The 18,477-nt window shown below is 67.0% G+C and carries 14 protein-coding genes; 8 read left to right on the top strand and 6 right to left on the bottom strand.

Features of this window, described 5'->3' with window-relative positions; genetic code table 11:
* Positions 1-4: 4 nt before the first annotated feature.
* Entirely contained in the window at positions 5-1,567 is a 1,563-nt protein-coding gene (locus C662_RS06315; protein ID WP_002926265.1) for a sensor domain-containing diguanylate cyclase, read from the bottom strand.
* Positions 1,568-1,919: 352 nt separating this feature from the next.
* On the opposite strand from C662_RS06315, the gene C662_RS06310 reads away from it, so the two are divergent.
* Positions 1,920-2,294: a hypothetical protein gene (locus tag C662_RS06310; RefSeq protein WP_002926263.1), complete on the top strand. Its 375-nt coding sequence runs from the start codon at positions 1,920-1,922 to the stop codon at positions 2,292-2,294.
* A 15-nt stretch (positions 2,295-2,309) separates the two neighbouring features.
* On the opposite strand, the gene mscK is transcribed toward C662_RS06310, so the two are convergent.
* Positions 2,310-5,663, bottom strand: a complete 3,354-nt coding sequence (gene mscK, locus C662_RS06305) for a mechanosensitive channel MscK (RefSeq protein WP_002926261.1) — start codon at positions 5,661-5,663, stop codon at positions 2,310-2,312.
* Positions 5,664-5,835: 172 nt separating this feature from the next.
* Between mscK and C662_RS06300 the strand changes: the two genes are divergently transcribed.
* The 7 genes from C662_RS06300 to C662_RS06270 all read left to right on the top strand — a co-directional run bounded on the left by C662_RS06300 (position 5,836) and on the right by C662_RS06270 (position 15,044).
* On the top strand, positions 5,836-6,609 hold the full coding sequence (locus tag C662_RS06300) for a hypothetical protein (protein WP_002926259.1): 774 nt from the start codon (positions 5,836-5,838) through the stop codon (positions 6,607-6,609).
* Between the two features lie 89 nt (positions 6,610-6,698).
* Entirely contained in the window at positions 6,699-7,886 is a 1,188-nt protein-coding gene (locus tag C662_RS06295; protein ID WP_002926257.1) for a YbfB/YjiJ family MFS transporter, read from the top strand.
* Between the two features lie 215 nt (positions 7,887-8,101).
* Complete coding sequence (locus tag C662_RS06290) at positions 8,102-10,339, top strand: NADP-dependent isocitrate dehydrogenase (protein ID WP_002926254.1); 2,238 nt, start codon at positions 8,102-8,104, stop codon at positions 10,337-10,339.
* 101 nt (positions 10,340-10,440) lie between these two features.
* Complete coding sequence (locus tag C662_RS06285; RefSeq protein ID WP_002926251.1) at positions 10,441-11,733, top strand: nucleoside recognition domain-containing protein; 1,293 nt, start codon at positions 10,441-10,443, stop codon at positions 11,731-11,733.
* Positions 11,734-11,831: 98 nt separating this feature from the next.
* Positions 11,832-12,410 carry an NnrU family protein gene (locus tag C662_RS06280; RefSeq protein ID WP_002926248.1) on the top strand — a complete coding sequence of 193 codons (579 nt, stop codon included), beginning with the start codon at positions 11,832-11,834 and terminating at the stop codon, positions 12,408-12,410.
* Between the two features lie 57 nt (positions 12,411-12,467).
* Positions 12,468-13,670, top strand: coding sequence for a hypothetical protein (locus C662_RS06275; protein WP_002926246.1), 1,203 nt, complete (start codon positions 12,468-12,470; stop codon positions 13,668-13,670).
* A gap of 48 nt (positions 13,671-13,718) precedes the next feature.
* On the top strand, positions 13,719-15,044 hold the full coding sequence (locus C662_RS06270) for an SIR2 family protein (RefSeq protein WP_002926245.1): 1,326 nt from the start codon (positions 13,719-13,721) through the stop codon (positions 15,042-15,044).
* A gap of 22 nt (positions 15,045-15,066) precedes the next feature.
* Here the strand turns inward: C662_RS06270 and C662_RS06265 are convergent, their stop codons facing one another.
* From C662_RS06265 to C662_RS06250, 4 genes are all read right to left on the bottom strand, one after another.
* On the bottom strand, positions 15,067-15,486 hold the full coding sequence (locus C662_RS06265) for a hypothetical protein (RefSeq protein ID WP_002926243.1): 420 nt from the start codon (positions 15,484-15,486) through the stop codon (positions 15,067-15,069).
* A 110-nt stretch (positions 15,487-15,596) separates the two neighbouring features.
* Complete coding sequence (locus C662_RS06260) at positions 15,597-16,613, bottom strand: class I SAM-dependent rRNA methyltransferase (RefSeq protein WP_002926242.1); 1,017 nt, start codon at positions 16,611-16,613, stop codon at positions 15,597-15,599.
* A 46-nt stretch (positions 16,614-16,659) separates the two neighbouring features.
* Positions 16,660-17,166, bottom strand: a complete 507-nt coding sequence (locus tag C662_RS06255) for a hypothetical protein (RefSeq protein ID WP_002926240.1) — start codon at positions 17,164-17,166, stop codon at positions 16,660-16,662.
* Positions 17,167-17,224: 58 nt separating this feature from the next.
* The gene (locus C662_RS06250; protein ID WP_002926238.1) at positions 17,225-18,346 is read right to left on the bottom strand and encodes an extracellular catalytic domain type 2 short-chain-length polyhydroxyalkanoate depolymerase; all 1,122 of its coding nucleotides are present in this window, start codon (positions 18,344-18,346) and stop codon (positions 17,225-17,227) included.
* Between the last annotated feature and the right edge of the window lie 131 nt (positions 18,347-18,477).

Raw genomic sequence — 18,477 nt, 5'->3', positions numbered from 1 at the left:
TGGATCAAGCTGTGGTGTCAGCGCTCAGGACAATTGCATGCCGGCCCGACTGCTTGGCGGCATACATGGCCATGTCGGCGCGACGGCGCAGGCTGTCGAGATCGGTGCCGTGGTCGGGACAGATGGCGACCCCGACGCTGCAGGATATGGGCAGCGCACCGGCGCTGGTATGCACGGGCTGCGAAATTGCGGCGAGCAGCTTGTTGCCGACCTGAAGCGCATCGCCAGCGTCGAGGATGGTGGTGAGCAGCACGATGAACTCGTCGCCGCCGTAGCGCGCCACGGTGTCGCAGGAGCGCAACTGCGCGCTCATGCGGTCGCTGGTGGCGCACAGGACCTGGTCGCCAGCTTCATGGCCGTAGCGGTCGTTGATGTCCTTGAAGTGGTCGAGATCGATCAGGATCACGGCGAAGCGTGTGCCATGGCGTTGCCAGCCGTGGAGGGCGCTGGCGAAGCGGTCAGCGAGCAGGTAGCGGTTGGGGAGTCCGGTGAGCACGTCGTGCGTCGCGAGGTAGGCGGAATGTGCGTGCTCGATGCCTGCCTGCTTCAGCGCGCGATAGTGGCGCAGCAGCAGCGAGGAGGCTGCGAGCGCGGCGACCAGCAGCAGGGTAAGGATGGCGACCGTCTGTGGAGTAAGTACATCCTGCAAGTGCGGTTGCCGGGTGAACTGGAGGCCGATCGTCTGGCCTGCCGTCTCGATCCGTTCATGATGTTCCAGCATGGCGAGCAGGCGGCGGTCCAGTGCCGTTCCGGCATCCATTTCCTGCCGCAGCAGAGTGTCTTCCATACCCTCACTGCCGATCAGCACGGCCTGGATACCGAGCTGTCTGCCCAGTGCCGCGCGCTCGCCGGCAGGCAGGAGGGCGGCGCTCTTGATCACCAGCATCGATGCCATCGTGCTGCCGAAGAAGTTGGGGGCGCCTGTGCGGCGGTCGTCCGTGCTGCGTTCGACGACCTGAAGCAGGATGTAGCCGGTGTCGCCCTCATAGAAGTCGAACATCGGTGAAGCCACTGCATGCCCTTTGACGTGCGCGCGGGCGAGCGTGCTGGCGAGGTGGTCCACCGTCTCAAGGCGCAAGCCGAAAATAGGCAGTGTGTCGGGCAGTGGCGGATGGATGAACAGGATCGGCCAGTAGTCCGCCCCGGGCGGCAGCGTGGCCGGCGTACGACCCGTCAGCTCGGCGAAGGTCTTCAGGGCGAATTCGCCACGCCAGTTGCGGCGCAGGCCTTCGGCCAGCCTGGGGGCGTCGTGCGGTCGGATCCTGCGTGCGATCTCGACCTGGTAGATGTGGTCGTGGGCGGCGGTGACAGCGGCCGCATAGCGTTCGGTCGCAGCGTAGTCGTCGCGGTCCACCGCGAGCAGGAAGGCCGATAGCCCTGACAGAACGGCCTCGTTGGCGTGGAGCCTGTGCTGGACGCCGTTAGCCAAGGTGCCCGCGGCCTGGTGGAACTGGCGCTCCACGCGCTGCAACTCGGTCATGATCAGCAGCGAGCCGGCGACTGCGAGCAGTGTCAGCCATGCGAGCAACAGCAGGATGAGTTTCGATCGTCGGGGTCGATGCGGCATGGCGGCTCCTGTCCGTGCAGTATCGACAGATGGATGCGCCGTGTAAATTTGACCAAAGTCGTAGAGCCCTTGGACTCTTGCCAGCCTTCGACGGGATGAGCGCTCACAGGCGCTAATCCGTGGCGGCCCGCAGGCGATCGAGGCGCAGGCGCTGGCGTTCGTCGAACAGGCGGCGCGCGGGTTTTCAATCGGTGTTCGTCGTGCTTTGGCTAGGTGCCGAGGGCGCGTGTGCGCGAGAATGCATAGCCTCAATCCGCGTGCGCGATGATGCGGAATCTTTCTTCCGCGCAGCGCTCTGATCTGCCAATACGCGACGCAGGCGCATACTGCGCATTCACTTCAGGACAAGTTCATGCACAAGGATCCTCGTTTCTCCGGTGTGTTCCTCAATGTTGGCGGTGGCAGTGCCACGCCGCCATCGCTGTGGCAGAAAATCGTCGGCGGTGTGGCGGCGCTCGGGGTGTTCGTGCTGGCGCTGACCTTCTCGGTGGCCTTGTTCGCCGTGGTGATCACCGTTGGCGTGGTCGTATGGGCTTACTTCTGGTGGAAGACGCGCGCGCTGCGCAAGGCCATGCGTGAACAGATGGATGCGCGCATGGCCGAGGCCGGCATGCGTGCGGGCGAGTCCGGCGGGGCGCAGGCCGCGCGTGGCCTGATCATCGAGGGCGAGGTGATTCGCGAGGTCAAGATCGAGGACGGCGCGGGCCAGGACGAGCGCGGACGCTGAGCAGGCCGCCCGCCCTCACTTCAACTCGCCGCCGCTGTCGGCCCGCGGTGCCTCGATGGTCTGCAGCCGCGCTTCCTTGCCGTCGATGCTGCGGATATGCACATCCATCTGGTTGAAGGCGATTTCGATGCCGTGCTCCTTGAACAGGCGGTCGATCTCGCGGTTGATCTCGTCGATGGCGGCGTTGCGGTCGCCCAGTTCGCGTACATGCACGCGCAGTTCATGGTCGAGTGTGCTGGGGCCGAAGCTGAGGAAGAACACCAGCGGCTTGGGCTCCTTGAGTACGCGCGTGTTGTCCTCGGCGATCCGTAGCAGCAGCTTGCGGGTGAGCTCGAGGTCCGAGCCGTAGGCCACGCCCACCTTGACCGTGATGCGGGTGACGGTGTCGGTGAGCGACCAGTTGGTGAGCTGGCCGGTGATGAAGGCCTTGTTGGGGACGATCATTTCCTTGCGGTCGAAGTCGGTGATCGTGGTGGCGCGGATCTGGATGCGGGTGACCGTGCCCGACACGTTGCCGATGGTGACCGTGTCGCCGATGCGCACCGGGCGCTCGAACAGGATGATGAGGCCGGATACGAAGTTGGCGAAGATCTCCTGCAGGCCGAAGCCCAGGCCCACCGACAGCGCTGCCACCAGCCACTGCAGCTTGTCCCAGCTCACCCCCAGCGAGCCGAGCGTGGCGACGATGCCCACCGCCATGATCACGTAGGACAGCAGTGTGGTGGTCGCGTAGGCGCTGCCCTGCGCCAGCTGCAGCCGTGACAGCACCAGCACCTCGAGCAGGCCAGGCAGGTTGCGCGCGAGCAGGAAGGCGATGCTGCCGATGACCAGCGCGGCGATGAGGTCGCGCAGGCTGATCGGGGTGACGCTGGCGGTGTCGCCGCTGCCGCTGGCGTATTCGTACAGGGTGATGTTGTCGAGGTAGGCGAACACCGTGATGAGGTCCGCCCATACCCAGTACAGGCTCAGAAGCAGCCCGGCGAGCAGGCCCAGATGCAGCAGGCGCAGCGATTGCTGGCTGATGCGATCGATGTCGAAGCGAGGTGGCTCGATGCCGTCGTCGGTGTCGGCGCCGGGCAGGCCTTCGCGCTCGGCGGCTTCGCGGCGCGCGACCGCCTGCTGGTGGTCGAGGCGGCGGGCGGCGACGCCGAGGGCGCGGATCACGGTGGCTTCGACCAGGCGCCAGAGGATGAGCACGAACAGGGTGTCGATCAGCCGCCCGGTGAGCTTGAGCGCGGTGTAGTAGTAGCCCATGAGCAGGGCCGCGATGAGGGCGAGCGGCATCAGTCCGAGGGCGACGCCGATGGCGACGCGCAGCGGCGAGGGCCGGTCCTGTTGCGAGCGGTGGATCAGCAGGCGCGCCATCAGCCAGGCCATGGTGGCGTAGCCGGCGAGCAGGATCAGGATGCCGAGCACGTCGTTGGCGAGCGCCTCGGGCTGGCGTTCGGCCATGGCGACCACCGCCACCACCGCGAGCACGACCAGGCCGAGGTGGCGCATGTGGCGGTGCAGCTCGCGCACGCGCTCGAGCGGCCAGCGGAAGTGGCGCTCGGCGACGCCAGCGGGCGCGAGCACGCGATACGCGGTGTAGAACACCAGCCAGGCCTGGGCCATCTGCAGCAGGGCGGCGCCCAGGCTGGCGTTCTGGCCGCGGGCGTCCATCTGCAGGGCAAGCCCGGCGAGGGCGAGCAGCAGGCTCACCGGCAGTGCGAGCAGGATGTTGAACAGGATCGCGAGCGGCGTGTGCAGCTGGCTGTCGCGGCGCACGTAGCCGATGTCTGCATGCAGACCGTCCAGCCGGGCGCGCAGCCAGCGCCGCCGCGACAACAGCCACAGGGTCAGCAGCAGCACCGGCAAGAACAGCAGCGGACGAGCCTTGAGACCTGCCCACAGTTCCGTGCTCGCCGACTGCCACGGGATGGCGGCCAGCTGCGCCTGCAGCGCGGCAGGAACGGCCATGACCCAGGCGGCATCGAGCGGGCGGTTGCTGGGGATCCAGAACATCTGCTCGTCCAGCGTGCTGCGCAGGCGGTCTGCCGTGGCCTGCAGCTGCCGTTCGCTGAGCTGCAGTGTGATCGATTCGTTGAGGACGGCGCTGAGTTCGCGGTTGAGCCGTTCGAGTAGCTCCGCGCGTGCCGTCAGCAGCCCGAGCAGCTGGCTGCGCATGGTCTCGTCGGCCTGCTCAGGCGGCAGTTCGGCGAGCAGGCGTTCGGCATGGGCGGCGGGGGTGCCGAGCTGTTCGCGTTGCTTGCTGACCTCGAACTGGTAGAGGCGGATGTCGGCGATCTGCTCGGCGAGCTGCTTGTCCACGCGCGGCTGCGGTAGCGCGCGCTTCTGCTCGAGCAGGATGCGCGACAGCAGCAGGCTGCCTTGCAGTACGTTGATCTGCTCGTCGATGATGGTGCCGGCGCGGTTGAGGCTGTCGAGCTGCTGGCGGGTTGCCAGATTGCGCTGGGTGAGCGTGTTGAGGTGCTCGGTGGCACGCAGCAGGTATTCGGACACACGCTGGTTGGCAGCGATCTCGCGCGCGATCAGGCCGCCGGTGTCGGGTGTCTGGGCCTGCTCGCGCCTGAGCGCCTCCACGGTTTCCACTGCGTCGGCGCTGCGCCGTGCGTTGATCGCGGATTGCAGTGCGTGGGTCTCGGCGCCGAGGCGGCGAAGGTGCTCGGCAGCGAGTTCACGCCGTGCCTGGCCGAGGTCCTGCAGTACGCTGCTACCCGAGAGTTCGAGCTGGCGCAGGCGGTTCTGTGCGTCGAGCGCATGCCATTCGGCCGCGAGCGCGTCGCGCCGCTCGGTGGTCAGCGAGCGGGCCTCGCGGCCCGGGCCCTGCTCGCGGTTGGCGGACAGGGCGGCCTCGATGGCGGTCATGCGTGTCTGGTTGGTGCTGATCTCGGTCTGGGCGCGCTCCGGGCCAGTGCGGGCACTCAGCAAGAGTGCGTCGGCCTCATCGAGACTGCGCTGCCATTGGCTGAGTTCGGCATTGCGCTCGGCCAGGCGTTGTTCGAGCACACCGGCGGACAGCTCCGGGCCGAGGGCTGCAGCCTGGTCAGGCTCCGCCTTGGCCTGCAACGCATCCAGTTGAGTCCGTGCAGTGGAAATCTGCCGGGGGGCTGCGGCCAGGCGCTCGTTCAGCGTGCTGAGCTGCTGGCGGTAATCCTCCGCGGCGGCGAGCCGCGACAAGGCCTGGTCCAGGGCTTGCTGAGCCGCCTGGCGCTCGGATTCGGGCAGCTGGCGCTCCGCCAGTGCAGCGGCGCGAGCCTGCAATTCCTTGGCCGCCGGCGGCAGGGGTGGTTCTGCCGCTGCCCGCAAGACGAGCAGTGGCAGGAGCAGGAGGACGAGAAGGCGGACCAGGTGCGGGAACGAGGGCATGCGCGTAAGGAGCGATCTGGGCAAGAGCGGAGTGTACCCTGCTGCGCGGCGAGCGCAGTGTTCCTCCAGCATGGGTGGGTGTGGGTCGGCGCGACGGCAGCGCCCCGGAACTCTTTCCGGTCGTGACCCCACTCACCGAGAGCACTCGATCAACCTGCCGCCAATCGCCGCCATGCCATCACCTGTTCGCCTGATCCTGCCTCTGCTGGTGCTTCTGATTGCCGCGCTGGCGTGGCTGAAACCGCTCGATCAGATCGCCGAGGCCCACGCCGAGGCGGGGCTCAAGCGTGCGGTGGCGAGTTTCGCCGCGGCGCGCGCCTTGAACGCGGTGATCTCGGTGGTGCAGGGCACCGAAGTCAGCGGGGGCGTGGTGGTGGGTGTCAAGCTCGCGCCCGGCCAGGTGCTGGACCCGGTGAATGACCTGATCGAGCAGTTCTCCACCCTGATGTTGGCAGCGAGCATCGCGTTTGGCGCACAGTTGCTGTTGATGCAGATCGGTGCGGGCTGGCTGGTGGCCGCGGCCCTCACCGTGGTCGCGGTGGCCTGGGCCGTGTGTTGCCTGCGCGGGCCGCCGCCGGCCTGGCTGTCGCGGGTGCTGGTGGCCTTGCTGCTGGTGCGCTTCATCGTGCCGGTGGCGGCGCTGACGAGCGAGTATGCCTTCCAGGCCTTCATGGCTGACGAGTACCGCGTGCACCAGCAGGGCATCGAGCAGGCGGCCGACTCCTTCGGCGCGCTGCCGGTGGCCGAGGAGGCGGCGAAATTGCGCTGGTGGGAGGTGCGCGAGCGGATCGACGCGCTCAAGGCAGCAGCCGAGCGCATCGTCGATCACACCATCCGCATCGCGGTGGTGTTCTTGCTGCAGACGCTGGTGCTGCCTGTGCTGGTGATGTGGGGGATGCTGCAGGCCGGGCGGCTGCTGTTGTCGCCGCGGGGGCAAGGCGCCTAGCGCGGGCGCGGGCGGCCGCGCCCCGTGCTTGAGTCTGCGTCCTGCGCAGACTATGGTGTGTGCCCCAAGAGAGACGGAAAACAACAACAATGGATGAGCAGTTCGAACGCATGAAGGTGCTCGGCGCCGGCATCTTCAGCCTGATGCTTGCGCTCGGCGTAGCACGTTTCGCCTATACGCCCCTGCTGCCGCTGATGCAGGCACAGGCCGGCCTCGGGCTTGCCGAGGGCGGCTGGCTGGCGGCGATCAACTACCTGGGCTATCTGAGCGGTGCATTGCTCGCGGCATCGATCAGCAATCTGGTGCTCAAGGACCGCCTGTACCGTATCGGCATGGTGATGGCGGTGCTGACCACGGTGATGATGGGGCTGACGACCGATTTCTGGGTATGGGCCGCGTCGCGCTACCTGGCTGGGCTGTCGAGCGCGGCGTCGATGCTGCTCGGTACCGGGCTGATCCTGAACTGGCTGATCCGCCACAACCACCGCAGCGAGCTCGGTATCCACTTCGCCGGCATCGGCCTGGGCATCGCGGGTTGTTCGCTGGCGGTGGCGCTGATGAGCCAGTGGCTCGACTGGCGTGCGCAGTGGTTCGTCTTCACGGTGATCGCCTGCGGGCTGCTGGTGCCGGCGCTGTCCTGGCTACCGGCGCCTGATACCAGCGGGGTGACGCGGAGCGGCGCACCCATGCACGACGACCCGCCCAGCCCGCTGTTCATGCGCATCTTCATGGCGTCCTATTTCTGCGCCGGGATTGGCTTCGTGGTCAGCGCGACCTTCATCGTCGCCATCGTCAACCGCCTGCCGGGGCTGGAAGGCCAGGGTAGCTGGAGCTTTCTTGCCATCGGCCTGGCAGCGATGCCGGCCTGTATCGTGTGGGATTTCGTCGCCCGTCGCACTGGCGCCCTCAATGCGCTGATCCTTGCCGCCGTGCTGCAGATCGTCGGCATCCTGCTGCCGGTGGTGGTGGGCGGCATGGTGGGGGCGATCGCAGGCGCGCTGCTCTTCGGCGGCACCTTCGTCGGCATGGTGAGCCTGGTGCTGACCATGGCCGGACGCTACTACCCCACGCGGCCAGCGAAGATGATGGGCAAGATGACCATCTCCTACGGCGTCGCGCAGATCCTCGGCCCGGCGGTCACCGGCTGGCTGGGCGCCACCTTCGGCAGCTATGCGGGTGGCCTGTACTTTGCCGCCGCCATGATGGTGGTGGGCACCATCCTGCTGTTGATGCTGAAGGCGGTGGAGCGCCGCGACCGCGAGGGTGCGCGGGCCTGAGCCGCGGCAGGGGCCAACCCGGGTTGCGAGGCGCCGCCGCCTGATCCATCGGGGGCCGCACAAATTTCCCCTCCATGGCCGTGAAGTGCGAAAATGCGCGCGCAGCGCGTGCTATTTTTTCGCGTCTGCTGCGCGCACGGTCCTCACGTTCCTACAGGGGCGATGAGGGGCCGGCCATCGTTCGTCACCACAAGATCAAGGTCCAGGGGGAAACAATGTCTGCAGGGAATTCGAAGATCATCTACACGCTCACCGACGAGGCGCCGCTGCTGGCGACGTGCGCGTTCCTTCCGATCGTCCGCACCTTCACCGCACCCGCAGGCGTCGAGGTGGAGAAGGCCGACATCTCGGTTTCGGCGCGTGTGCTTGCCGAGTTTCCCGAGTACCTGAGCGAAGATCAGCGCGTGCCCAACACGCTCGCTGAGCTGGGCAAGAAGACCCTCGAGCCCGACGCCAACATCATCAAGCTGCCCAACATCAGTGCCTCGGTGGCGCAGCTCAAGGCCTGCATCAAGGAGCTCCAGGAAAAGGGCTACAAGATCCCCGACTTCCCCGAGGATCCGAAGACGGACGAGGAAAAGGACATCCGCGCGCGCTATGGCCGCTGCCTCGGTTCTGCGGTCAACCCGGTGCTGCGCGAAGGTAACTCCGACCGCCGCGCACCGGCCGCGGTCAAGAACTTCGCCAAGAAGAACCCGCACTCGATGGGTGAGTGGAAGCAGTGGTCGCAGACCCACGTCTCGCACATGCACCACGGCGACTTCTACCACGGCGAGAAGTCGATGACGCTCGACCGCGCACGCTCGGTCAAGATGGAGCTGATCACCAAGTCGGGCAAGACCGTGGTGCTCAAGCCCAGGACCGACCTGCTCGAAGGCGAGATCATCGACTCGATGTTCATGAGCAAGAAGGCACTGTGCGAGTTCTACGAGAAGGAACTCGACGACTGCCGCGAGGCCGGCATCCTGTTCTCGCTGCACGTGAAGGCGACGATGATGAAGGTCTCGCACCCGATCGTCTTCGGTCACTGCGTCAAGATCTACTACAAGGACGCCTTCGCCAAGCACGGCAAGCTGTTCGAAGAGCTGGGCATCAACGTCAACAACGGCATGGTCGACCTCTACGAGAAGATCAAGACCCTGCCCGAATCCAAGCGCGACGAGATCATCCGCGACCTGCATGCCTGCCAGGAGCATCGTCCGGCGCTGGCCATGGTCGATTCGGCCAAGGGCATCACCAACTTCCACTCGCCCAACGACATCATCGTTGACGCGTCGATGCCGGCGATGATCCGCCAGGGCGGCAAGATGTGGGGTGCGGACGGCAAGCAGTACGACGCCAAGGCGGTCATGCCGGAATCGACCTTCGCCCGCATCTACCAGGAGATGATCAACTTCTGCAAGTGGCACGGCAACTTCGACCCGCGCACGATGGGCACGGTCCCGAACGTCGGCCTGATGGCGCAGAAGGCCGAGGAGTATGGCTCGCACGACCGCACCTTCGAGATCGTCGAAGACGGTGTGGCCAACATCACCGATCTCGACACCGGCGAGGTGCTGCTGTCGCAGAACGTCGAAGAGGGCGATATCTGGCGCATGTGCCAGGTCAAGGATGCGCCGATCCGCGACTGGGTCAAGCTCGCCGTCACGCGCGCGCGCAACTCCGGCATGCCGGCCATCTTCTGGCTCGATCCCTATCGTCCGCACGAGAACGAGCTCATCAAGAAGGTGCGCACCTACCTCAAGGAGCACGACACCACAGGCCTCGACATCCAGATCATGAGCCAGGTGCGTGCGATGCGTTACACGCTCGAGCGCGTGATCCGCGGCCTCGACACCATCTCTGTGACCGGCAACATCCTGCGCGACTACCTCACCGACCTGTTCCCGATCATGGAGCTGGGCACCAGCGCCAAGATGCTGTCGATCGTTCCGCTGATGGCCGGTGGCGGCATGTACGAGACCGGCGCCGGCGGTTCGGCACCCAAGCACGTGCAGCAACTGGTGCAGGAGAACCACCTGCGCTGGGATTCGCTGGGCGAGTTCCTTGCCCTGGCGGTGTCGCTCGAGGACCTCGGCATCAAGACCGGCAACGACAAGGCCAAGCTGCTCGCCAAGACCCTGGACGAAGCGACCGGCCGCCTGCTCGACGAGAACAAGTCGCCCTCGCCCAAGACCGGCCAGCTCGACAACCGCGGTAGCCAGTTCTACCTGGCCAAGTTCTGGGCCGAGCGCCTGGCTACGCAGACCGAGGACGCAGAACTGGCGGCGAAGTTCGCGCCCCTCGCCAAGGACCTGGCCGACAACGAGGCGAAGATCATCGCCGAACTGGCCGAAGTTCAGGGCAAGCCCGCTGACATCGGTGGCTACTACAAGGCCGACCCCGAGAAGTGCAAGGCAGTGATGCGTCCGAGCGCCACGCTCAACAGCATCCTGCGTGCCGCAGGGGCCTGATGCAGGCGCCGGCCTGACCGGCGTGCAGCAATGAGACGCGTGGGCGAGCCGCCGAGCGGTTCGCCCACGCGTTTTTTCTTGGTTTCGATATCTTTCCGGTCATGAACGGGATCTTCTTCGGCATCGTCCTCATTGCCTTCGTCGCCGCCGCCTGGCGGCAGTTCAGCCACGTCCCGGTCGACGGCGTGCAGTCGCCGATGGAGGTGCTGTCCGCAGGCATGATCTCGTCCGCCAGCGGCGCGGTGGAACTCGCGCTCGGCCTGGTGGGGGTAATGACGCTGTTCCTTGGCCTGATGAAGGTGGCTGAGGCTGGCGGGCTGCTGGTGATCATCGCGCGCCTGATCCGGCCCTTGATGACCCGGCTGTTCCCCGAGGTACCGCCCAACCATCCGGCGATGGGGGCGATGATCCTCAACCTGTCGGCCAATGCGCTTGGCCTGGGCAATGCCGCCACGCCTTTCGGCATCCGTGCCATGCAGGAGCTCGACAAGCTCAATACCCGGCCCGGTACGGCGACCAACTCGATGGCGCTGTTCCTTGCCATCAACACTTCCAGCATCACGCTGCTGCCCACCGGCGTCATCGCCATCCGCGCTGCGGCCGGCTCGGCCGATCCCGCTGCCATCCTGCCGACGACGTTGTTCGCGACCGTGTGCGCCACCATTGCCGCCATCACCGCGGCACTGATCTACAAGCGCTTCTCGGCCCTTGGCCCGGTCGATCCGGCCGCCGCTGCGATGGAGCGGCCCTGGGTGGCCGACGATCCGGCGCGTGAGGCGGTGGACGACCCCGGCGCTTACCCCTTGTGGGTGTCCGTCCTCGCCCTGGGCGCCATCATCGCGCTCATTCCCGCGACCATCGTATGGGGGCGCGTGATCTCGCCGTGGATCATCCCCGGGCTGATGATGGGCTTCCTGCTTTTTGGCGTGTTGCGCGGGGTGCGCATCTACGAGGTCTTCGTCGACGGCGCCAAGGACGGTTTCCAGGTGGCGCTGCGCATCATTCCCTACCTGGTTGCGATCCTGGTCGCGGTCGGCATGTTCCGCGCCAGCGGGGCGATGGACGTGATGGTGAACCTGCTCGGCGGGCTCACCTCCCGCGTCGGCCTGCCGCCGGAGGCACTACCGATGGCCTTGCTGCGCCCGCTGTCCGGTTCGGGCGCCTACGGCGTGATGGCCTCGATCATCAACGACCCGGCGATCGGGCCCGACAGTTACGTCGGTTACCTCGTCACCACGCTGCAGGGCTCGACCGAGACCACCTTCTACGTGCTGGCGGTGTATTTCGGCGCGGTGCAGATCCGCCGCATCCGCCACACCCTGGCGGCGGCGCTGACCGCGGACGTGGTCGCGGTGGCAGCCGCGGTAGCGATCTGCTCCTACCTGTTCCTGTAAGCCCGTCGGGTGCAGGTCAGCGGCGCTGTCAGGTATGGACGAGGATCAAATGCGGCTCGACGGGGTCTGAGCCCGTCGACACTTATGGAGGATTTTTCATGACCGTACTCATCATCGGCCTGGTGCTGTTTCTCTGTACGCATTCGGCGCGCATCGTTGCCGAGGACAACCGCGCCCAGTACATCGCACACTACGGCGCCGCAAAGTGGAAGCTGGCCTACTCGATCGTTTCGGTGATTGGCCTGGTGCTGATCGTCTGGGGCTATGCGCAGGCGCGCTACGACCCGGTGTACCTGTGGTTCCCGCCGGTGTGGACGCGCCATCTGGCAGCCCTGCTGCTGCTGCCGGCCTTCATCCTGCTGGTGGCGACCTACCTGCCGGGCACGCGCATGAAGTCGGCGCTCGGCCACCCGATGAGCGCGGGGGTGAAGCTGTGGGCGCTGGCGCATCTGATTTCGAACGGTACGCTGGCAGACGTGCTGCTGTTCGGCAGTTTCCTGGTGTGGTCGATCGCCGCGTTCGCCAGTGCGCGCAAGCGTGATCGCGCACATGGCGTGGTACGCGCGGATGGCGCGCTCGGCCGCGACGCGCTCGCCGTGCTGATCGGCGCCGGGGTCTGGTTCGTGTTTGCACGCTACCTGCACGCCTGGCTGTTCGGGGTGGCGCCCTTCGGCTGAGCTTGCCGGCTGCGGGGCTGGCGTCTAGGCTGCAGCAACAGCCTGGAGGCCGCCGCCATGCGCAGATTCCTCTTGCCCGTCCTGGTCGGGGCGTGCATATCCTCCGCCGTCCTGGCGCAGGCCCGCCCGCCCATTCCTGCCGTCGTGCTCACGCACATGAACGACCTGGACCGCCGCTGCACTGCAGCCGGCGGGCGTGCCGGCAGCGGGCGTTATGTCGTTGCACAGGATTTCACCGGCGACGGCCGCCTCGATTACCTGCTGTCCGAAGGCGATTACGATTGCACCGGCCGCCCCGGCCTGTTCCGCCAGGGGGGTGTGGCGCGGGTCGATATCTTCGTCGTCGACGCGCGCAACAATGCACGCCGGGTCTATTCGGATCAGCTGATTGCCTACCGTGTACTCGCCGGCAAGCCAGCCAAGGTGCAGATTGCGCGCCGTGGTGCGGCCTGTGGGCCGGGCAGCAGCGCCAGTACGCAGTGCGCTGCCCAGCTGGCCTGGAATGGCCATGGTTTTGGCGAGGCGGTTGCCGTCAGCGATGCCAGCGAGGGCAAGGCTGCGGCGCCTCGGCCAGCCACGGCGGCGGTAGCTGCAGCGCCGGCAGGGAATACGGCTGCTGCTGGTCCGGCCCCGCCACCGCTGGTGGTCCAGCCCGAGGCGCGGCCGCGTTTTCTGGCCGATTGCCGCCGCTTCTATGTGTCGCTCAGCGCGGATGCGGCGCGCTGGGCAGACGAACAATGCGCAGCCGACTGGGAAAAGATCGGCGCGAGTGCGGCGGTAACCGATGCCCTGCTGGCCGCCTTGCCGGCGGCAGCGGGCGAGGCGCTGCCTGTCGCCGCCCTGCGCCAACGTCTCGGCGGTGTGCGCTGGGCAGCGAAGGCGAGTTCGCGCGAACTGTCGGCGAGCGGCAAGCTGGGCAGGTTCGAGGTGTCGGTCAGCGGTTCGCCCGCGGCCAGGACACTGGCCATGAACTGGATGGCAGTCGGCGCTGAGCCACCCTATGACATCGTCGGTGCGATGCGTGCGCGTGGTGTGCAGCTGACCGAGATCGCCTGCGAGGAGTTCGGCAGCGGAGAGTGGCAGCGCGTTTTTTCCGGCGTGGCTCCAGGGCGCGCGCCGTTCAGGCTCGAGGTGGCGCAGCGCGTTGCGCCGACGGCAAATGCCAACTCGTACTATGGCGCTACCATCGATCTCTCGGGACAGGCTCCGCGGGCGGGGGCGGCCCAGGCGTGCCGCAATCCGAGCAATCTCTTGATGTAGGACGCGGCAGGCCGGTGCTGCGTCCGGCACGACCAGGAGGTGGGCGCCATGTATGTCGGACCATCGCAGCATGCGCACGCCTGGCGGGCGTTCTTTACCGCACGCAGCTGGGAGCCGCAGCTGTTTGCCGATCTTGTCGAGCGTGACGAGATCGGCGCTGCGTTCTTCGAGATCGAGACCCAGATCAACGGCCTGTATCGCTCGCTGCAGATGTCGCAGGCGCTGGCCCAGCGCTTCGGCTTGTCCGTGGACGAAGACCGCCGGGGCGAGGTCGAGCTGAAGGCGCGCTGGCTGTCGCTCAACGCGGAGCGCTTTCGTGAGGCGCTCGGGCCCGCACAGCGGGAACTCGACATCGGCCTCATGCAGTGGATGCGGCGAGCGTCCTGTCTGTCGGTGGTGATCGGCGCCGGCGCGACGATGGACGCGGGTGGACCGTCGTGGGCCGAACTGGTGCGACGCCTGCTGCTGCGAGTGATCGAGCGCGGACGAGAGCAGACGGAGATGCGGCCGCGGCCGGGCGGTACGCGCGAGAACGCCGAGTTCGAGCGTGTGGTCACCGCTGTCGAGCATCTGGCGGCCGGCGAGGACCTGCGCGCACGTGCCGTACTGGCATCGATCGAGGCGGGCCAGGCCGATACCGAGGCGCTGATGGAGGGGGCGCAGATCTGCTACGACTTTCTCGGCCAGCACCTGTTTACCGATCTTACGGACATCCTCTACGAGAACGATCGCCGGCCAGGGCCGATCCATCGTGCGATTGCCGAACTCGCGCCGGCAGTCAATGTGCCCGATCGTGGCGGGTTGCTGCCAGGCTGGGACGCGATCATCACCTACAACTTCGACGACCTGATGGGCGAGGCGCTCGATGAGGCCGGACTCGCGCGTGCGGCCTACGCAATGCGCGGAGATGAGCTCGCTGGCGACCCGAACACGCTGGCGCGAGAGCAGGGCCAGCACGCCTTGCATCAGGGTATCTACCATGTGCATGGCTACACGCCGCGGAGGCTTTTCCTGATTACCCATGTGCGCTTCGTGTTTTCCACCAGCCAGTACGAGTGCACGTATGGCGGCAGCCGCGCCGGTATCGTCGGCGAGGTGTTCGCACGCTGGCTCGCCAACCCCGTGCATCATGCGCTGTACGTCGGTTGCTCGTTTGCGGACGAGGAGATGAACCGGCTGCTGCGCGATGCCGCGAAGGTCTTGCCCGGGCGTTACCACTACGCGCTACTGAAGTGGCCAGGGTCCTGTCGCCATTCCGAGGCGAGCGCGATGGAGCTTGCGCTGGCCTCGGCGCCCTATCTCTCGATGGGGGTGCGCCCGCTCTGGTTTGACGATTTTGGCGAGATTGCGGGCCTGATTCGCCGGCTCGCCTGAGCGTGGTGTGGCCGCTCGTGGTCTAGCCGCTGTTGGCCACGCGCACCGGCACCTGCCGGCATTCGCTGGCGATGGGTTTGTGGCTGCGGCCATCGAGCAGCACGCTCTTCCACGGCAGGTCGATCCACACCAGGCCACTGGCGGGGTCCTCGAAGCGTGGCAGGCCGGAGTGCGACAGGTCGCGCTCGAGCAGGTACTGATTGCCGTTCCAGCCGAGCTGGATGCGGTTGTTGATGCGCTCCTGCATGTCGCGCCGAACCTGCACGCGCACGCCGTGCTCGCAGCCGTAGTCGCCACTGGCAAGCGCGAAGTCGAGCTGTCCGTTGCGGTGCGCCGGGCCCGCGTCCGGCAGCTGGGCGACCGGGGATGGGCGTACGGAGCTGAAGCAGGCCGACAGCAGGAGAGGTAGGGTAGCGATGGCGATCGTGGACAGGCGGATCATGAGAAAAACTCTGAATGAAACGGTGCAAGTGATTGTAGATCAACAATAAAACGCATTGTTCACCGTTACAGCTCAGTCCTGTGCGTGTCTGCACGCGGCGTACGTGTCGCTTACACGCGCAGTAGCACGGTTTTCAGCGGCGGCTTGTCGTCAAGGCTGGGGAAGTCGTCTTCGGGGGTGATCCATTCGGCCTCGCGCAGCGGCCTGCCGGCCTTGCGCGCACTGCGTTCGAGCTGGTCGAGCCAGGCTTCGCGATCGACTTGGGCGACGTTGTTGCAGCACACCAGGGTGCCGCCTTCGGCGGTGGCGAGCAGCGCGGGCTTGAACAGGGCGGCGTAGTCGTTGATGAGGTCGACGACGCCGAACGGGCTCTTGGCGTAGCGCGGCGGGTCGACGAAGATGATGTCGAAGCGGTGCGGTTCGAGGGCGGGGAACGGCGGCAGGTGCTTGCCGCGCACCATCCGGGGCTGGCCGATGCCGGCGTACTGGCGCAGGGCGGCGAAAGCGTCGCACTTGATGAAGCGCGGGCGAGTCGCCAGCGTGTTGAGGCGGGCGTTGTCCTTGCCGACGGCAAGGCTGGATTCGGCGAAATCCACGTTGATCACATGGCGTGCGCCGGCCTTGGCGGCGGCGATGCCGACCCCGCAGGTGTAGGCGAACATGTTGAGCAAGGACTTGCCCGGCGCTTCCTGCATGATGCGCCGGCGTGCGGCGCGCAGGTCGAGGAACAGCCAGGGGTCCTGGCCGGCATGGCGGGCCTGGAAGCGGTAGCGCACGCCGAGTTCGGAGAACTCGCAGGGTGTTTCGGCGACCGCCTGCTGTTCGGGCGGCAGTGGGTTGGCAATGCGCGAATGCTTGCCGCTGCGATCGTTCCAGATCAGCGGCAGGCCGGGCAGGGCGGTGGCGTAGAAGGCCTGCAGTTCGGCGAGGCTGTCGAGGCTGAGCGGGTGGTGAAAGGTCTGCACCAGCAGCATCGGCCCGTAGCGGTCGACGGTGAGACCGGGCTCGCCTTCGACCGTGCCGTGGAACAGGCGGTAGGCGTCGGTGTGTTCGGCGGCGAGGCGCTCGATCAGGGGCGCGCGGGCGGCGAGCGCGGTGGCGAGCAGGTCGGTGAGGGTCGAGGACATGGGGCGCTCCGGCGCTGGGCGCGCCAGTATGCCCCAGGGCGAGGCTTCAGCGATCGACTTCGAACTCGAACAGACCGGTGATCTCGGGCAGTTGCAGGCGCAGGCGCCAGCGCCCGGGTTCGGGCAGGGCCGCCTTGGCGACATAGCTGCCGGGGCCGGCGAGCGTGTGCTGCAGTGGGATGGGCGCGCGGTCGTGGTCGGGCATGTCGAGGCTGAGGTCGAACGCCAGCGTGGCGGGTGCAGGCTGAGCAGTGGGGCCGATGAGGTCGAAGCTGAAGCTCACCTGACGCTCGGCGTCGAGCGTCATGCGGCCGCGCACTTCCCAGATGTTCGCCGTACCGTGGAACACCAGTCCGCCGCGCTCGGCGCCGGGCGCCGGGGGGATCGGCCCCACGGCGTTGAGGCGGGCCTCGTCGCGCACCGTGAACACCATGGCGACGAAGGCCACGATCAGCAGCAGGAAAAGGCCGCCGACAATGAGCGCAACCAGGCGCGCCTGGCGCGCTGCGGGTGCGCCCGCGCTGCGGGAGGAGGGTGTCGAGGATGAGGCCATGCCGGGCTTCCTGGTCTGGGACGAGGCCGGTAGTGTGCCGCAAGCGGCGCTGCGGGTGCTACGACCCTGGGCGCAGGCCTGCGCCGAGGCGGTCGATCATGGCGCGCAGGGCGCGGATCTGGACGCCGTTACGCGTCGCGTAGTGCTCGTCGGTGTAGCCCCACCAGTCCCAGCAGCCGTTCGGGTTACGCCAGGGGATGGACACTGCCTGCGGGAACAGCACGACCAGGCGGTTGGCGTCGGCCCAGCGGTCGTAGCCGGTGTTCTTCACGAAGGTGGTGCCGTTATAGAGCCCGCCGCCCGGCGGGCGCTTGAGAGGCAGGTAACTCTGGCCCTGCTTGCAGCCGTGCAGTGCGATATGGAGTCGGCAGCGCTCGCCCGCTTCGCACACCTCGGGGACATACACCCAGCCCGTCTTGTCCATGCCCGAGCCCCACAGGAAGTCGAACAGGCCGCCCTTGGGCACATAGCCACTTTGGTCGAACTCGACGAAACGGCCGGCCGCCGGCGTGCCCGCCGGGGCGGGCGGGACAGCGTCGGGATAGATCCAGCCGAGGATTGCGCCTGCGGCGTCGAAATCGCACTTGCCGATATAGGGTTCATCGGTGGCCGCGCAGGCGGCGCCGAAGTCGATGGTGGGCATCGTGTGCCCCGCGCCGTCCAGGGCGATGGCTTTCAGGCTGTCCGGCGGCAGGCCGAAGGCGCCGTAGTAGTCGTGCAGCTGGCGTGCGATCGGTGTGGGTACCAGCCGGTCTTCGCCGCCGACGACCGTGGCAACGCGTTGGCGGGCGATGTTGGCAGGGTCGTCGATCAAGCCCTTTGCGAAGAAGCCCTGGGTGGCCGTCACCAGCGCCTGAACGGCCGCGCTGTGCTCGGTGACCTTGCAGCCGAGCATGGGCTCGCCGGTGCATGAGCACAGCGTGGTGGCGGTGATGACGTCGTTCTGGGCGCAGTAGTACGGGCCCCCGGCGACGATGCCTGCGCCCTTGATGATCGACGAGTGCGCGACCTGCAACTGCGCAGACATGAAGCCGCCGGAGGAGATGCCCGACACCGAGGTCTCGCGGATGTCGATGTTGAGCGCGGGAAGTGGCCCGGGAGGCGAGGCCGCTGCGGGGGTGGAGAGAACTGTGGCGAGGGCGAGCAGGCCGGATGCGAGCGCTTTCGATAGCGATGTCATGACGGATCTCCCGTTGTTGGCGGCCGGGCGGGAAACACCACGGCTGCGAATCGATGACAGTGGCAAGAACTGTGCCGAATGGTGCGCTGCGCAACACGATTTGCCAAGTGAAATGATCCAATGCAGGCGCG

This window comes from Thauera sp. 28, assembly GCF_000310145.2.
GTDB lineage: Bacteria > Pseudomonadota > Gammaproteobacteria > Burkholderiales > Rhodocyclaceae > Thauera > Thauera mechernichensis.
Note: the sequence above shows the minus strand (reverse complement) of the source record. Positions and strands in the feature narration are given on the sequence as shown.

What these genes read in the sequence shown, in the direction of transcription:
- C662_RS06315 (WP_002926265.1), bottom strand. Translation starts at nt 1,567, where the DNA reads ATGCCGCATCGACCCCGACGATCGAAACTCATCCTGCTGTTGCTCGCA.
- C662_RS06310 (WP_002926263.1), top strand. Translation starts at nt 1,920, where the DNA reads ATGCACAAGGATCCTCGTTTCTCCGGTGTGTTCCTCAATGTTGGCGGT.
- mscK (WP_002926261.1), bottom strand. Translation starts at nt 5,663, where the DNA reads ATGCCCTCGTTCCCGCACCTGGTCCGCCTTCTCGTCCTCCTGCTCCTG.
- C662_RS06300 (WP_002926259.1), top strand. Translation starts at nt 5,836, where the DNA reads ATGCCATCACCTGTTCGCCTGATCCTGCCTCTGCTGGTGCTTCTGATT.
- C662_RS06295 (WP_002926257.1), top strand. Translation starts at nt 6,699, where the DNA reads ATGGATGAGCAGTTCGAACGCATGAAGGTGCTCGGCGCCGGCATCTTC.
- C662_RS06290 (WP_002926254.1), top strand. Translation starts at nt 8,102, where the DNA reads ATGTCTGCAGGGAATTCGAAGATCATCTACACGCTCACCGACGAGGCG.
- C662_RS06285 (WP_002926251.1), top strand. Translation starts at nt 10,441, where the DNA reads ATGAACGGGATCTTCTTCGGCATCGTCCTCATTGCCTTCGTCGCCGCC.
- C662_RS06280 (WP_002926248.1), top strand. Translation starts at nt 11,832, where the DNA reads ATGACCGTACTCATCATCGGCCTGGTGCTGTTTCTCTGTACGCATTCG.
- C662_RS06275 (WP_002926246.1), top strand. Translation starts at nt 12,468, where the DNA reads ATGCGCAGATTCCTCTTGCCCGTCCTGGTCGGGGCGTGCATATCCTCC.
- C662_RS06270 (WP_002926245.1), top strand. Translation starts at nt 13,719, where the DNA reads ATGTATGTCGGACCATCGCAGCATGCGCACGCCTGGCGGGCGTTCTTT.
- C662_RS06265 (WP_002926243.1), bottom strand. Translation starts at nt 15,486, where the DNA reads ATGATCCGCCTGTCCACGATCGCCATCGCTACCCTACCTCTCCTGCTG.
- C662_RS06260 (WP_002926242.1), bottom strand. Translation starts at nt 16,613, where the DNA reads ATGTCCTCGACCCTCACCGACCTGCTCGCCACCGCGCTCGCCGCCCGC.
- C662_RS06255 (WP_002926240.1), bottom strand. Translation starts at nt 17,166, where the DNA reads ATGGCCTCATCCTCGACACCCTCCTCCCGCAGCGCGGGCGCACCCGCA.
- C662_RS06250 (WP_002926238.1), bottom strand. Translation starts at nt 18,346, where the DNA reads ATGACATCGCTATCGAAAGCGCTCGCATCCGGCCTGCTCGCCCTCGCC.